13 protein-coding genes, 6 tRNA genes and 1 other RNA gene are annotated in these 14,765 nt (G+C 52.2%); 7 read left to right on the plus strand and 13 right to left on the minus strand.

The genetic code is table 11. The features are described 5' to 3' along the window. Position 1: 1 nt before the first annotated feature. From ptsI to cysZ, 4 genes are all read right to left on the minus strand, one after another. Complete coding sequence (gene ptsI / locus F3J38_RS16275; RefSeq protein ID WP_167140129.1) at positions 2 to 1,729, minus strand: phosphoenolpyruvate-protein phosphotransferase PtsI; 1,728 nt, start codon at positions 1,727 to 1,729, stop codon at positions 2 to 4. A 159-nt stretch (positions 1,730 to 1,888) separates the two neighbouring features. Beyond that, a complete protein-coding gene (gene ptsH / locus F3J38_RS16280; RefSeq protein WP_007889063.1) occupies positions 1,889 to 2,146 on the minus strand; it encodes a phosphocarrier protein Hpr in 258 nt (85 codons plus the stop codon). Between the two features lie 387 nt (positions 2,147 to 2,533). Beyond that, complete coding sequence (cysK, locus tag F3J38_RS16285) at positions 2,534 to 3,505, minus strand: cysteine synthase A (RefSeq protein ID WP_167140131.1); 972 nt, start codon at positions 3,503 to 3,505, stop codon at positions 2,534 to 2,536. 143 nt (positions 3,506 to 3,648) lie between these two features. Next, entirely contained in the window at positions 3,649 to 4,407 is a 759-nt protein-coding gene (cysZ, locus tag F3J38_RS16290) for a sulfate transporter CysZ (protein WP_167140133.1), read from the minus strand. Between the two features lie 217 nt (positions 4,408 to 4,624). Between cysZ and zipA the strand changes: the two genes are divergently transcribed. From zipA to F3J38_RS16305, 3 genes are all read left to right on the plus strand, one after another. Further along, on the plus strand, positions 4,625 to 5,614 hold the full coding sequence (gene zipA / locus F3J38_RS16295) for a cell division protein ZipA (RefSeq protein ID WP_167140135.1): 990 nt from the start codon (positions 4,625 to 4,627) through the stop codon (positions 5,612 to 5,614). Between the two features lie 72 nt (positions 5,615 to 5,686). Next, entirely contained in the window at positions 5,687 to 7,705 is a 2,019-nt protein-coding gene (gene ligA / locus F3J38_RS16300) for an NAD-dependent DNA ligase LigA (protein ID WP_167140136.1), read from the plus strand. A 1-nt stretch (position 7,706) separates the two neighbouring features. Continuing rightward, positions 7,707 to 7,925, plus strand: coding sequence for a DUF3820 family protein (locus F3J38_RS16305; RefSeq protein ID WP_167140137.1), 219 nt, complete (start codon positions 7,707 to 7,709; stop codon positions 7,923 to 7,925). Between the two features lie 31 nt (positions 7,926 to 7,956). On the opposite strand, the gene F3J38_RS16310 is transcribed toward F3J38_RS16305, so the two are convergent. Next, positions 7,957 to 8,958 carry a bile acid:sodium symporter family protein gene (locus F3J38_RS16310; protein WP_167140138.1) on the minus strand — a complete coding sequence of 334 codons (1,002 nt, stop codon included), beginning with the start codon at positions 8,956 to 8,958 and terminating at the stop codon, positions 7,957 to 7,959. 101 nt (positions 8,959 to 9,059) lie between these two features. On the opposite strand from F3J38_RS16310, the gene F3J38_RS16315 reads away from it, so the two are divergent. Next, on the plus strand, positions 9,060 to 9,980 hold the full coding sequence (locus tag F3J38_RS16315; RefSeq protein WP_167140139.1) for a LysR family transcriptional regulator: 921 nt from the start codon (positions 9,060 to 9,062) through the stop codon (positions 9,978 to 9,980). Here F3J38_RS16315 and F3J38_RS16320 read toward each other — a convergent pair. From F3J38_RS16320 to F3J38_RS16345, 6 genes are all read right to left on the minus strand, one after another. Next, the gene (locus F3J38_RS16320) at positions 9,977 to 10,327 is read right to left on the minus strand and encodes a FlxA-like family protein (protein ID WP_167140140.1); all 351 of its coding nucleotides are present in this window, start codon (positions 10,325 to 10,327) and stop codon (positions 9,977 to 9,979) included. The two genes, F3J38_RS16315 and F3J38_RS16320, sit on opposite strands and share 4 nt — an antisense overlap. Positions 10,328 to 10,610: 283 nt before the next feature. Further along, positions 10,611 to 10,747, minus strand: a non-coding RNA gene (locus tag F3J38_RS16325) — RtT sRNA. A gap of 42 nt (positions 10,748 to 10,789) precedes the next feature. Then, positions 10,790 to 10,865, minus strand: a tRNA-Lys gene (locus tag F3J38_RS16330). Between the two features lie 4 nt (positions 10,866 to 10,869). After that, positions 10,870 to 10,945 (minus strand) — tRNA-Val (locus tag F3J38_RS16335). A 41-nt stretch (positions 10,946 to 10,986) separates the two neighbouring features. After that, positions 10,987 to 11,062 (minus strand) — tRNA-Val (locus F3J38_RS16340). A 37-nt stretch (positions 11,063 to 11,099) separates the two neighbouring features. Next, positions 11,100 to 11,175: transfer RNA gene (locus tag F3J38_RS16345), tRNA-Val, on the minus strand. Between the two features lie 273 nt (positions 11,176 to 11,448). Here F3J38_RS16345 and gltX point away from each other — a divergent pair. Then, entirely contained in the window at positions 11,449 to 12,870 is a 1,422-nt protein-coding gene (gene gltX, locus F3J38_RS16350) for a glutamate--tRNA ligase (RefSeq protein WP_167140141.1), read from the plus strand. A gap of 84 nt (positions 12,871 to 12,954) precedes the next feature. On the opposite strand, the gene F3J38_RS16355 is transcribed toward gltX, so the two are convergent. Both F3J38_RS16355 and F3J38_RS16360 read right to left on the minus strand, forming a co-directional pair. Then, entirely contained in the window at positions 12,955 to 13,308 is a 354-nt protein-coding gene (locus tag F3J38_RS16355) for a YfeC-like transcriptional regulator (RefSeq protein WP_167140143.1), read from the minus strand. Positions 13,309 to 13,419: 111 nt separating this feature from the next. Continuing rightward, positions 13,420 to 14,208 carry a formate/nitrite transporter family protein gene (locus tag F3J38_RS16360; protein ID WP_167140145.1) on the minus strand — a complete coding sequence of 263 codons (789 nt, stop codon included), beginning with the start codon at positions 14,206 to 14,208 and terminating at the stop codon, positions 13,420 to 13,422. Between the two features lie 344 nt (positions 14,209 to 14,552). Between F3J38_RS16360 and F3J38_RS16365 the strand changes: the two genes are divergently transcribed. Together F3J38_RS16365 and F3J38_RS16370 are read left to right on the plus strand one after the other, a co-directional pair. Then, a tRNA-Ala gene (locus F3J38_RS16365) sits at positions 14,553 to 14,628 on the plus strand. A 40-nt stretch (positions 14,629 to 14,668) separates the two neighbouring features. Further along, positions 14,669 to 14,744, plus strand: a tRNA-Ala gene (locus F3J38_RS16370). The last annotated feature ends 21 nt before the right edge of the window (positions 14,745 to 14,765 follow it).

Consider the following 14,765-nt stretch of genomic DNA (forward strand, 5'->3'; position numbering starts at 1 on the left):
ATCAGCAGAGCGTTTTTTCTTTGATGAACTTGTTGACCAGGTTCATCAAATCTTCCGCTGTGGGTTGAGCCAGAGCCTGCTCCGCCAATGCCTTCGCATCTTCGAAATTAGTATTACGAATAATCTTCTTGATGCTTGGGATTGAAATGGCACTCATGCTGAATTCGTCCAGCCCCATTCCCAGTAACAGTAGTGTAGCACGTTCATCACCAGCCAGCTCACCACACATGCCGGTCCATTTCCCTTCGGCATGTGATGCGTCGATCACTTGCTTGATGAGGCCCAAAACAGATGGCGTCATTGGGTTATAGAGGTGTGAAATCAAATCATTACCACGATCGACCGCCAGAGTATACTGCGTCAGGTCATTTGTCCCAATACTAAAGAAGTCGACTTCTTTCGCCAGATGGCGCGCAATCACCGCTGAAGCCGGTGTTTCCACCATAATGCCCACTTCAATGGTTTCATCAAAGGCTTTACCTTCTTCGCGCAGCTGGGTTTTCAGCAGCTCCAGCTCGGCTTTCAGCGCACGCACTTCTTCCACGGAAATGATCATCGGGAACATGATGCGCAATTTGCCGAAGGAAGAGGCACGCAGGATAGCGCGCAGCTGGGCATGCAGAATTTCTTTGCGGTCCATGGCGATACGAATTGCACGCCAGCCGAGGAACGGGTTGTCCTCTTTCGGCAGATTCATGTACGGCAGGTCTTTGTCGCCGCCGATGTCCATGGTTCGCACGATAACAGCCTGAGAACCCATCGCTTCTGCGACGGCTTTATAGGCCTGGAATTGCTCTTCTTCGGTTGGCAGTGAGTCGCGGTCCATGAACAGGAACTCGGTGCGATACAGGCCAACGCCTTCTGCACCGTTGCGCTCTGCACCGGCGACATCACGCACGGTACCGATGTTGGCGCACACTTCAACCTGATGACCGTCCAGCGTGATGGCAGGCAAATCTTTCAGTTTCGCCAGTTCGTGTTTTTCAGACAGGTATTGCGTCTGAATCGCTTTCAGTTCTTCTTGTTCAGCATCGGAAGGATTGACGTAAATCTTGTTGTTTACGCCATCAAGGATCAGGAAATCACCGTTTTTAATTTGCGTGGTGACGTTGCCGGTCCCGACAATCGCTGGGATCTCAAGAGAACGCGCCATGATGGACGTATGTGAAGTACGACCACCGATATCGGTAATAAAGCCCAGCACCTTCTTCAGGTTCAGCTGTGCAGTTTCTGAAGGCGTTAAGTCTTTTGCCACCAGAATAGATTCTTCTGCGATAGCACCCAAGTCGACAATATGCAGACCGAGGATGTTTTGCAGCAGACGTTTGCCGATGTCACGTACGTCAGCCGCACGCTCTTTCAGGTATTCGTCGTCGAGTTCTTCCAACGCCTTGGCCTGGCCATCAATGACAGAGTACGCTGCAGCGTCAGCCGTTGCGTGATCTTTCTTAATCAGGTCGATGATTTCCTGCTCAAGCTCTTCGTCTTCGAGCAGCATGATGTGACCTTCAAAGATCGCCGCTTTCTCTTCACCGAGGGTTTCACCGGCTTTGACACGGATGGCTTCAAGCTGTACTGCCGCTTTGCCACGTCCATCAAGGAAGCGTTGAACTTCTTGCTCAACCTGATCGTCAGTAATTTTTTTACGGCTGATGACGATCTCATCTTCCTTCAGCAGAAGTGCTTTGCCGAAAGCGATACCCGGTGATGCTAAAATGCCTGAAATCATAACCCTACCTTTTAATCACGATGGCTCATTGACCCAATGCGTTGCCACTGTCGCGGAACAGTACTCTAAGGAAGCAAGAACGCGGACAGGTTGTCCGCGATCAAGATATTTGCACTCAATGGGGCAAAGGAGTCGGTTTAGTTGCTTGCCTGAGCGGAATTACTCCAGCTCAGCCATCAGTTTCACCAGGTGCTCAACCGCTTGCTGCTCATCTTCACCTTCAGCAGACAGCGTAACAACCGTACCCTGAGTCAGACCCAGAGTCTGCAGTTTGAACAGGCTTTTCGCGCTGGCAGATTTGCCATTGGAGGTCACAGTGATTTCTGACTGGAAAGCCTTAGCTTCTTTAACAAACTGAGCTGCAGGACGGGTATGAAGGCCGTTAGGTGCGGTAATGGTAACTTCTTGCTGGAACATTCTATTTCCCCAACTTTATCAGGTTTGGTGTTATGGATCTAAAGTCTAGCCTGGAGCCGACACTTTAGCCTATGAAGGTGCGCGGGTATGGCATTAAGCTGACCAAAAAAATGCGCTTAAAAATGTGCGTCTTTCGGTGGCAGATCAAAAACTGCGCGAATTCGTCACCCTGCTAAGTATGCCGCGAATCGCCGTTTCGCCAAATCAGTAAATCAATTCACCTTGATCCACTTCAAAGGCTGATTAATTTCAAGCACCGAAATAATTGTGAGCTTAAATACCAGAGCCGCGTCATTGAAATCAATCTGCCTGGTGGTAAAAGTGAGATCTACGCCACAAAAAAGCACCCATTCGGGTGCTTTTTTCATCGTTTTAAGAATTTGACGTTTACTGTTGCAGCTCTTTTTCGGTGAACAGATCGGCAAACAACGCGGTGCTGAGATAACGCTCTCCCGAAGAGGGCAGAATGACCACGATGTTCTTGTTAGCGAAGGCTTCATCTTCTTGCAGCTTCAGCGCTGCCGCAACCGCTGCACCTGAGGAGATACCGGCGAGAATGCCTTCTTCTTCCATCAATTGACGCGCAGTGCTGATGGCTTCTTCGTTGGTGATAGCCACCACGCGATCGACCAGTTTCAAATCAAGGTTGCCCGGAATGAAGCCGGCACCAATACCCTGGATTTTATGCGGGCCTGGTTTGATCTCTTCACCAGCGATAGCCTGAGCGATGACCGGGGAGTCAGTCGGCTCGACTGCCACCGTAATCAGCTCTTTCTTGCCCTTGGTGTTCTTAATGTAGCGGCTCACACCGGTCAGGGTACCGCCGGTGCCCACGCCCGCGATAAATACGTCCACTTCACCGTCGGTATCTTCCCAGATCTCTGGACCCGTGGTTTTTTCGTGGATTTCTGGGTTAGCGGGGTTACTGAACTGCTGGAGCAACACAAATTTGTCAGGATCGCTGGCCACAATTTCTTCAGCTTTAGCGATGGCACCTTTCATACCTTTAGCGCCTTCGGTCAGCACCAGATTAGCACCAAGCGCTTTCAACAACTTACGGCGCTCAACTGACATAGTCTCGGGCATGGTCAGCGTCAGTTTATAACCGCGCGCCGCAGCCACATAGGCCAGTGCAATACCGGTGTTACCGCTGGTTGGCTCTACCAGTTCAACACCAGGCTTAAGAATGCCGCGTTTTTCCGCGTCCCAAATCATATTGGCACCGATACGGCATTTCACGCTGAAGCTCGGGTTACGCGATTCGACCTTCGCCAGGATGCGTCCATTACCGATGCGGTTCAGTCGAACCAGCGGCGTATGACCAATTGTCAGAGAGTTGTCTTCATAGATCTTACTCATAGCCCGTCCTTAACTGTATGAAATATTGGGAACCCTCAGAGCATACCTGTTCTTCTCGCCTGCGGAAGGAAAGAAATCGTATATCTATATAGCCCACAACCATAAGCCTTAAGCAAAAATGCATAAGGCATTTTTAAGCATAATTAATGACGCGCGTGCTGCGTGCGATAGCGATCAACCCACATTGCGGTTGCCCCGCAAACGGCCACCGGCATGATGGCGAGATTCAGAATCGGAATCATAGTGAAGAGGCTCACCATGGCGCCAAACTGCATATTGGCCGTTTTGTGCTGGCGCAGAGCATTGCGCATCTGGTGAAAACTCACTTTGTGGTTATCAAACGGATAGTCGCAATATTGAATCGACAGCATCCAGGCACTAAACAGGAACCATAATACCGGTGCCACGGTTTGTCCAAATCCAGGAACAAAATAGAGCAATAGCAAACCTATCGCGCGGGGTAAATAGTAGCCGAGCTTCTGTAATTCTCGCTTCATGATACGTGGAATATCTTTGAACATCGCCACCCAGCCGCTGTCGGGGAGGGGTTTTCCGGTGAGCCTGCCTTCCAGTTGTTCCGCCAGCAAGCCGCAGAACGGCGCAGCAATCCAGTTAGCCACGGTCGAGAAGAAATAACTAAACACCAGCACGATGGATATCACCGAAAGCGGCCATAGCAGATAGCTCAACCATTGAAGCCAGTCAGGTATGTGCGACATGAGGTCAGGGATCCATTGACCAAGACGTTTGAAAAGCCAGATAAACGCCCCGCCCAACAACAGGATGTTGACCAGCAGCGGAACAATGACGTAGCGGCGAATACCGGGCAGACGCACCAGTCTCCAGCCTTCGGCAAAGTAATGAAGACCATTCAATGTTGGGGCCGAATTCTCAGCAGGCATAACGAGCCGTTCTCCTTAGGGTTGTCGCGTACGCATCATAACCTGGCTTTTTGTCGGCGGCAGGCGTACTTTGCGCGAAAAAACAGCAAAAAAGCGTGGGACACCTATCTTATTTGTCAGAAAATACTGCACAGACTTGCACTTGTGTAGCTGGGCAAATACAGTTAGAGGATAAAGTTTGCCGTGGTGGCAAGGTATTGGAACAACAGAGAATACAATGATGCAGGATTTGCGTCTGATATTAATCGTTGTTGGCGCGATCGCCATAATAGCGCTGCTCCTTCACGGACTGTGGACCAGCCGTAAAGAGCGGTCTTCTGTGTTTCGCGATCGCCCTCACAAACGTCTGAAACAGCGCGAAGAAGCCGATGAAGATCTGCTGAGCGACGAAGATGATGGCGTAGGCGAAGTTCGCGTGAGCCGTCAGCGTGACGCTCATGAAGAGCCTGAATTCGACGCGCCTGTGGTTAAGCCTGTCAGCGCGCCGCGTGCGCCTGAACCTGCGCGCCAACCCTTCTCGCGCCATGAAGCGCCATTGATGGGCGATCCTCTTCTGGATGACGAGCCAGAGGTGCGTCAGCCTGCGCCGCAGCCGCCTGTCGTGAAGCCAGCGCCGCAGCCTAAACCTCAGCCACAACCTCAACCGGTTCAGGCCGATCCTTTGCTGGATAATGAGCCACTTTCTGCGGCTCAGCCTGAACCTGCATTCCAGGCAGCAGAAGAGCCTGAATATGAAGAAGAAGCACCGGTTGCCCATGAAGAAGTGGCGAAACAACCTGCATCTTCTCAACGTAAAAATGAAGCGGTCTTGGTGTTGCATGTTGCGGCACATGCAGGGGGCGAACTGAACGGTGAAGCACTGTTGCAGGGTATTCTGCAGGCGGGCTTCCAGTTCGGTGAAATGAATATTTTCCATCGCCATCTGAGCCCTGCGGGCAGTGGCCCTGTGCTGTTCAGTCTGGCAAACATGGTCAAACCGGGTTCATTCAACCCAGACACCATGGGCGACTTCAGCACGCCGGGTGTCTCCATTTTTATGATGGTGCCGTCTTACGGTGATGCGAACCAAAACTTCAAATTGATGCTGCAATCTGCGCAGCGTATTGCGGATGACGTTGGTGGAGTGGTGCTGGATGATGAGCGTCGTATGATGACGCCACAGAAGCTGGAAACCTACAAAGCGCGTATTCGCGAAGTTATCGGCTGATAGCTGCTAGCAAAATCAAATATTAACGAAACAACCCCCGCTAGTCGGGGGTTTTTTATCGGATAACAAACTATGAAATCGGTTCAGGAGCAGATAACCGCGCTGCGCACCTCATTACGTCACCATGAATACCTTTATCACGTCATGGATACGCCGGAGATCCCGGATGCTGAATATGACCGATTGATGGGGCAACTGCGTGAACTGGAAGCGGCGCACCCAGAACTCATCACCCCCGACTCTCCCACGCAGCGCGTCGGTGCAGCCCCCTTGGCCGCTTTTGAGCAGGTGCGTCACGAAGTGCCCATGCTGTCTCTCGACAACACCTTTGATGAAGCCGGTTTTCTTGCCTTCAATAAGCGCGTGCAGGATCGCCTGAAAAGTAGCGATGACCTCACCTACTGCTGTGAACTCAAGCTGGATGGCTTGGCAGTGAGCCTGTTGTATGAGGACGGCTTGCTGGTGCGCGCGGCGACACGCGGCGATGGCACCACCGGTGAGAACATCACTGCGAATGTTCGTACCATTCACGCGATTCCACTGCGTTTGCACGGTGACAATATCCCGGCGCGGGTAGAGGTGCGTGGTGAAGTGTTTATGACGGAAGCAGGCTTTGAGAAGCTCAATGAGGATGCGCGTCGTACTGGCGCGAAGGTCTTCGCCAACCCGCGCAACGCCGCTGCGGGATCGCTGCGCCAGCTTGATCCGCGCATCACCGCCAAACGCTCATTGACCTTCTTCTGCTACGGCTTCGGCCTGCTGGAGGGGGGAGAAATGCCTGCCAGCCACTGGCAGCGCCTGCAACAGTTTAAAGCCTGGGGTCTACCTGTCAGCGACCGCATTCGCCTGGCGCACACGGCGGAAGAGGTGCTGGAATTTTATCGTCAGGTTGAGCAGGACCGTCCGTCACTTGGATTTGATATTGATGGTGTGGTGATTAAGGTCGATTCACAAGCGCTACAGGAGCAGTTGGGTTTTGTCGCCCGCGCTCCGCGCTGGGCTGTGGCATTCAAATTCCCGGCGCAAGAGCAGATGACCTTCGTGCGCGATGTGGAGTTTCAGGTGGGACGTACCGGCGCCATTACCCCTGTCGCGCGTCTTGAGCCGGTTCAAGTCGCTGGTGTGGTGGTGAGTAATGCCACGCTGCACAACGCCGATGAAATTGCGCGTCTTGGCCTGCGCATTGGCGACAAAGTGGTGATTCGCCGCGCCGGTGATGTCATTCCGCAGGTGGTGAATGTGGTGGAATCAGAACGCCCGGATGATACGCGTGAAATCGTCTTCCCCAGCCATTGTCCGGTTTGCGGTTCTGATGTTGAGCGTGTGGAAGGTGAAGCGGTTACCCGTTGTACCGGCGGGCTGATCTGCGGCGCACAACGCAAAGAGGCGCTCAAACACTTTGTCTCCCGCCGTGCCATGGACGTTGATGGCATGGGTGACAAGATCATCGATCAGCTGGTTGAAAAGGAGTATGTGCAAACACCCGCCGATCTGTTCCGTCTTACGGCTGGCAAGCTAACCGGACTGGACCGCATGGGGCCGAAATCGGCGCAAAATGTGGTGGATGCCCTGGAAAAAGCCAAGCTCACCACGCTGCCACGTTTCCTCTATGCACTGGGTATACGTGAAGTCGGTGAAGCCACCGCAGCCAATCTGGCCAATCATTTCGGCGATCTGGAAAAGGTGATGAATGCCGATCTCGACGCGCTGATTGCGGTGCAGGATGTGGGCAAAGTGGTGGCGGCGCACGTGCGTAATTTCATGGAAGAGGAGAGCAATCGCGAAGTGATCCGCGATCTTACCGAAGAGATGGGTGTGCACTGGCCAGCGGTTGAGGTGGTGAACGCCGCTGAGATTGACAGCCCGTTTGCCGGCAAGACCATCGTGCTGACCGGTTCGCTGTCGCAGATGAACCGTGACGATGCCAAAGAACGTTTAGCTGCGCTAGGTGCAAAAGTTAGTGGCAGCGTGTCGAAGAAAACGGACTTACTGATTGCCGGTGAAGCGGCCGGTTCCAAACTGGCGAAAGCGCAAGAGCTGGGTATTCCGGTGATCGATGAAGCGGAAATGATTCGCCTGCTCGGAGCCTAATGTGGATAAACACCAGCTGGTTGAAATCGCTAACACGGCGATGCCGTTTGGCAAGTATAAGGGTCGCATGCTCATTGATTTACCCGAAGAGTACTTGCTGTGGTTTGCGCGTAAAAACGAATTTCCTGCCGGCAAGTTAGGCGACCTGATGCAGCTGACATTGGCGATCAAAATAGAAGGGTTGCAAGGGTTAGTCACCCCCCTTAAACGCAGCGAATAACAAAACGGCCCGCATTTGCGGGCCGTTTTGTTTAGGATTTCTGTGCTTCGATTTGCTGTTGCGCCAGTCGTTTTTCGTTACCGGCTTTATAGCGCTGGGCAATGAAAGAACACACCATTAACTGTACCTGATGGAAAATCATTAACGGCAACACGATAATCCCGACGGAAGCGGCGGGGAACAGAATGTTTGCCATGGGAACCCCATTCGCCAGACTCTTCTTGGAACCGCAAAACAGCACCACGATTTCATCGGCACGGCTGAAACCAAACAGACGTGAGGCTCCAAGGTTAATGGCTAAGGCAATAAACAGGATTGCCAGGCTGCCAACCAGAATCCACAGCAGCGTATCGATCCCCACGCGATGCCAGATACCATTTACAACCGCTTCACTGAAGGCTGAATAAACCACTAGCAAAATTGAGGTCTGGTCAGTTTTACCAATCAAGCTGCGGTGCTTCTCAACCCAGCCTCCAATCCAACGGCGTGACAGGTGCCCAATCACGAACGGCACCAACAGTTGCAGCATGATTTTACCAATCTGCTCAAGACCATTACTGGGCGCATCGCTGTGTACGTTCATCACCAGGTTCACCAGCAGAGGTGAAACAAACACACCCAGCAAGCTCGAAGCGGAAGCCGCGCACACCGCGGCTGCGACGTTACCTCCAGCCATAGAGGTAAAGGCGATAGCGGACTGCACGGTCGCGGGCAGGATACACAGATAGATAAAGCCGGTGTAAATCTCTGTGCTGACGTTGACCGGGTGCCACCAAACCAGCAGCAGGCCGAGGATCGGGAACACCACGAAGGTGCTGCACATAATCCACAGATGTAAGCGCCAGTGGCTGCTGCCCGCAATAATCTTCTCACGTGACAGCTTGGCACCGTGCATAAAGAACAGCAGGGCGATAGCCGCCGTCGTCAGGTATTCAAAGAAATCGACAAACCCACCTTTGGCCGGGATAAAGCTGGCCAGCAGCACGGTAATGATGAGTTTCACCATCATTGGGTCGAGTCGTAAAAAGCCCATTGTTACAATCCGGTTAAATTAAAAAAATGATGGGGCTGATTGTGCGCTACTCGGGTTTAGAAATAAAATTGATTTATTGCATTAATCTATGAGTAATATCGATGAATTACAGCTTACGTCAGTTACGCACCTTTGTGGCCGTGGCGCAGCAGGGCAGTTTCAGCCAAGCGGGGCAGGCAATAGGTCTTAGTCAGTCAGCGGTGAGCCACAGTATCAAAGAACTTGAGGCTGAAATGGGCGTGCGATTGCTTGACCGCACCACGCGAGAAGTGATTCTGACCGAAGCGGGACATCAGTTGGCTACGCGGCTGGAACGTCTACTGGAAGAATTGAATACCACGATTCTGGATGTGCGCAGCTACGGCGAACAGCGCAGCGGGACAGTTAGGGTTGCTGCCAGCCAGACGCCTTCCGCTAATCTGATGCCGCAATGTCTGGCGAGCAGCCAACAGCGCTATCCCGATATCCGGGTGATTCTGCAAGACCGCGCACAACAGTCAGTGTTGCAGAGTGTACGCAATGCCGAAGTTGATTTTGGTATTGTCATAGGACCGCTGGCAGATGCTGATTTTGATTACGAAGCGATTTTGGAGGAGCCGTTTTTGCTGTTGTGCCATGAGGATGACGAATTGGCGCAGGTTGAGCAGGCAAAGTGGACGATGTTAGCAGGACGTAATCTGGTGCTGCAGGATTATGCATCAGGTAGCCGTTTGCTGGTCGATGCGGCATTGCAGCAGTTGGCCATTAACGTGCAGGTGGTGCAGGAGATTGGTCATCCGGCCACGCTGTTTCCGATGGTGGAAGCGGGAATCGGCATTAGTGTTCTGCCAGCACTGGCGTTACCACTGCCATCTGGACGAAAACTGCGGGTACGCCGACTCTATCCTGAGATCAATCGCAACCTGATGCTGATTAAACGCAAAAATCGCTCACTGACTCCCGCCGCCGAAGCGATCTGGCAAGAAGTGCGTCAGCAGGCAAGCCTGCTGACGCAACAACGCGTACTTAAACCCGCGTTTTAAACATAAACGTTGATTTGATTGGTATCAGTAGGACGGTTAATGCCATCGGCTTTCTGAGCGCTGGTCGCACTTGCAGTAGTCGGTTGCTGGGCTTCCTGCTTCTGCTGTGCCTTTTCAGCCGCCTGCTGCTCGATTTGTGCAATCTGCGCTTCAATCATCTGAATCTGTGACTCCAACATCTGCTCCTGTTCAGATTTTTGCTCATCTGTCAGGGTATCGTCGTTGGAAAGATCTTTGACTTGCTGGGTCAGGCTTTGAATCTGTTTATTCAGGCTGGCAATTTGTGACGTTGAACCGCCACCGCTGCTCGCCGTACTGATACTGCTAACACTTGAGATAGTAGACATGGTTTTCTCCTTGCAATAGACCATTATCGTTATCGGCAAGGGGATAAAACGGCTTGAGCACACAAAACGTTAAGTGATTGAAAAGGTTTTGTCAGGATGGTGGCGAATCACAGAAAGCAAAAAGGCGCCTTTAGGGCGCCTTTCCACATTGGTGGGTCGTGCAGGATATGCCTCGGCCCATCCGGGGCCTCGCCCTACGGCTGATGCGACAGGTTCTCATCCTGCACATCAAGCATCAGCGCACAGAAACAAAAAAAGCGCCTATAGGCGCTTTTCTCTGAATTGGTGGGTCGTGCAGGATATGCCTCGGCCCATCCGGGGCCTCGCCCTACGGGTGATGCTGTCGCATCAGCCTGAATCGTTCCTGACGATTCAGTCGAACCTGCGGCAGGTTCTCATCCTGCACATCAAGCATCAGCGCACAGAAACGAAAAAAGCGCCTATAGGCGCTTTTCTCTGAATTGGTGGGTCGTGCAGGATTCGAACCTGCGACCAATTGATTAAAAGTCAACTGCTCTACCAACTGAGCTAACGACCCGAAGTGGTGGGCGATGACGGGCTCGAACCGCCGACCCCCTCCGTGTAAAGGAGATGCTCTACCAACTGAGCTAATCGCCCACTTCGGAACTGCTTAACAAGAGTGTCATCTGACTAAGATATGGTGGGCGATGACGGGCTCGAACCGCCGACCCCCTCCGTGTAAAGGAGATGCTCTACCAACTGAGCTAATCGCCCATATCTTACTCTTGCACACTGCGGACCACTTTAAGAGTGGTGGGTGATGACGGGCTCGAACCGCCGACCCCCTCCGTGTAAAGGAGATGCTCTACCAACTGAGCTAATCACCCCCGCTGTGTGGAGTCGCATTATAGGGATCCTTCGAAGTGAGTCAACGCTTTTTAAAACATAAATGTTTGTTCGCTTTAAATTTAGGCGTTATGTCGCGCTTTTAGCCAATGTGCTGGTTTTATTAGCAGAAAAACGCAGTTGAATAAGCGATGCCCCCGCGACAGTCATTGAGGAAAGCGTCTCACCTGCTAGAATATGCGCACTGTTTTTTCGCGTTAACCCGTTTTTTTGTCATCCAGATAAAGAAACCTGCGCATCTAAGGCAATGCTGAATGAAAATCAAAACTCGCTTCGCACCCAGCCCCACTGGTTATCTGCACGTGGGCGGTGCTCGTACTGCACTTTATTCCTGGCTTTATGCTCGCCATAACAAGGGCGAATTCGTTCTGCGTATCGAAGATACCGATCTGGAACGTTCAACGCCGGAAGCTATTGAAGCCATCATGGATGGGATGAACTGGCTCAACCTGCAGTGGGATGAGGGCCCGTACTACCAGACCAAGCGTTTTGATCGTTACAACGCGGTCATCGATGAAATGGTGGAAGCGGGTACTGCCTATAAATGTTATTGCTCTAAAGAGCGTTTAGAGGCCCTGCGTGAAGAGCAAATGGCAAAAGGCGAGAAGCCGCGTTATGACGGCCGCTGCCGTGACAGCCACGAGCATCATGCAGCCGATGAACCTTGTGTGGTGCGTTTCCGCAACCCACAAGAAGGCTCGGTGATTTTTGATGACCAGATCCGTGGCCCGATTGAGTTCAGCAACCAGGAACTGGATGATCTGATCATCCGCCGCACCGATGGTTCACCAACCTACAACTTCTGTGTGGTGGTGGATGACTGGGATATGGGGATTACGCACGTAATCCGTGGTGAAGACCATATCAACAACACGCCGCGTCAGATCAACATCCTTAAAGCGATCGGCGCAGAAGTGCCAACCTATGCGCATGTTTCGATGATCCTGGGTGATGACAGCAAGAAACTGTCGAAGCGTCATGGCGCCGTAGGTGTGATGCAGTATCGTGATGACGGCTATTTGCCGGAAGCGCTACTCAACTATCTGGTTCGTTTGGGCTGGTCACATGGCGATCAGGAAATCTTCAGCGTGCCTGAGATGGCAGAACTGTTTACCCTGGATGCGGTCAGCAAATCTGCCAGTGCTTTCAACACCGAAAAACTGCAGTGGTTGAATCACCATTACATCAACACGCTGCCACCAGAGTATGTGGCTACGCAGCTGCAGTGGCACATTGAACAGCAAAACATTGATACGCGTACCGGCCCGGAACTGGCGAAGCTGGTCACGCTGCTGGGCGAGCGCTGCAAAACGCTGGTAGAGATCGCGGCGTCTTGTCGTTACTTCTATGAAGAATTTGACGCCTTTGATGCTGACGCGGCGAAGAAACATCTGCGCCCTGTTGCACGCCAGCCGCTGGAAGTGGTGCGTGACAAACTGGCTGCGCTGAGCGACAGCGAGTGGAATGCGGAAAATGTCCACAACGCGATTCAGGGCGCAGCTGATGCGCTCGAGTTGGGTATGGGCAAAGTGGGCATGCCACTGCGCGTAGCGGTGACCGGTGCAGGCCAGTCTCCGGCACTGGATGTGACTGTAGAAGCGATTGGTCGCAGCCGTAGCGTCGCGCGTATTGAAAAAGCGCTGGCGTTCATTGCTGAGCGTGAAGCCCAGGCATAATTGAACCCGCGGCAGCTGACGAGGCTGCCGCTGCAATTATCGCGGGCATTAAAAAAGCCGGGAGCAATCTGCACCCGGCTTTTTTTATTCTTCTTTTATTCCCAGCCGTTCCAGTACGCCACTTATCCCTTCTCGCAGCAATAAAGCAGCCAATTGATCTTGCTCGGCTGCTGTCATTTGCTGGACAGAATTTATTAATAACGCAGGCAACGTATTTTGTTGAGCACCGTAATGGGCCGCCGGTTCGGTCGCGTGGCGGGTTGACTGAACAAAGCTTTTTACGCGCTCATCAATATGAATCAACCGCGCTTTACCACCCTGTACGCCGGGCTTGGGCGTGGTTGTCCAGTTTTCGCGCTTGATCCACTTATTCACCGTTTGCCGACTGTAGCCCGTTTCCAGCGCGAGCTCCTCGGGAGTGAGCCATTCCTTTTTCACGATGCTTTCCCTGTTAAATACATTAGCTGTACATATTACAACAAAACGTAACGGGGAGAAGTCACCAGGCAGGAAAATGCCTTCTGTCAGATGACAAAAGGCATAATTCGATTATTGCGCTTCGCTGACGGAAGGCTGTTCAGGTCGGAAAGCGAGGAAATAGGTGAGGCCAACAAAAATTGCACCACCGACACCGTTACCAAGGAACACGGCAATCACGTTTGGTACAAATTCTGCCCAGCTCATTTGGCCAGCAAAAATGGCAGCAGGCACAATGAACATGTTGGCGATAACGTGCTGGAAGCCAATGGCGACGAAAGCCATCACCGGGAACCACATACCAAAGATTTTGCCAACCATATCCTTGCTGGCAAAGGCTAACCAGACTGCCAGGCACACCAGCCAGTTGCAGCCAATACCCGAGATAAAGGCATGCAGGAAATCAGCATTCACTTTGGCATGAGCGATGGCCACGGTTTTCTTCAAATAGTCACCTTCTGTCATGCCGAGCATATGACCAAAGAACCAGGCGACGGCAACGCTACCCATAAAGTTGGCGATGGTGACCCAAAACCAGTTACGTAAGACGCTGAACCCGCTAATGCGGCGCGCGAACCAGGCAATCGGCAACGTCATCATATTACCGGTCAGTAACTCACCACCGGCTAAGACAGTCAGGATCAGACCGACCGGGAACACCGCAGCGCCGAGGAAGCCGGCAAAGGAGCCCCATTCTGCAGGCAGTTGGTTGATGACATGCAGGTCAAGCAGGAAGCCCGTTGCGATAAACGCACCGGCCATAAAGCCAAGAATCAACAAGGTAGAAACAGGCAAACGGCTTTTAGCCACGCCTGATTGAATCGCCAGTTGGGCGATCTCTTTCGGTGTTTGCAGCGACATAGTTCACTTTTCTTTTGTTTAACAAGGGGAAATTGCTGGCCGATCAAAGAGAGATAAACCCTGGGCGGTTGATCGGTTAATTAGCGCGCTAAGTTTTACACGCACCTGTAACGAACACAAGATTATTCCTAACATCTTTAACCGTGATTTAACCTTGGTTGCAGGGCGTTATAGGCGAAAAGACGTTAACGAAATGCGCAATTTCGTTGAAAAAAAAGCCATTATGGTAAGGCGTTGCCGCCTTTTTCAGCGATCGCACACAGAACAAGAATTTGACGTTGACACTCAAGAAGCGGTTTCATATTATGCCGTCCGTCGAGTTCAATCGGCAGTTTTTCGGTGCTGGGGGTATAGCTCAGCTGGGAGAGCGCTTGCATGGCATGCAAGAGGTCAGCGGTTCGATCCCGCTTATCTCCACCAAATCGTTTCTAACGATGCACTGAAAAAGATTTCCAGATGTGGGGGTATAGCTCAGCTGGGAGAGCGCTTGCATGGCATGCAAGAGGTCAGCGGTTCGATCCCGCTTATCTCCACCAAATCTCTGTTCATCCTGAACA

The sequence above is a fragment of the Candidatus Pantoea formicae genome, assembly GCF_011752625.1.
GTDB lineage: Bacteria > Pseudomonadota > Gammaproteobacteria > Enterobacterales > Enterobacteriaceae > Pantoea > Pantoea formicae.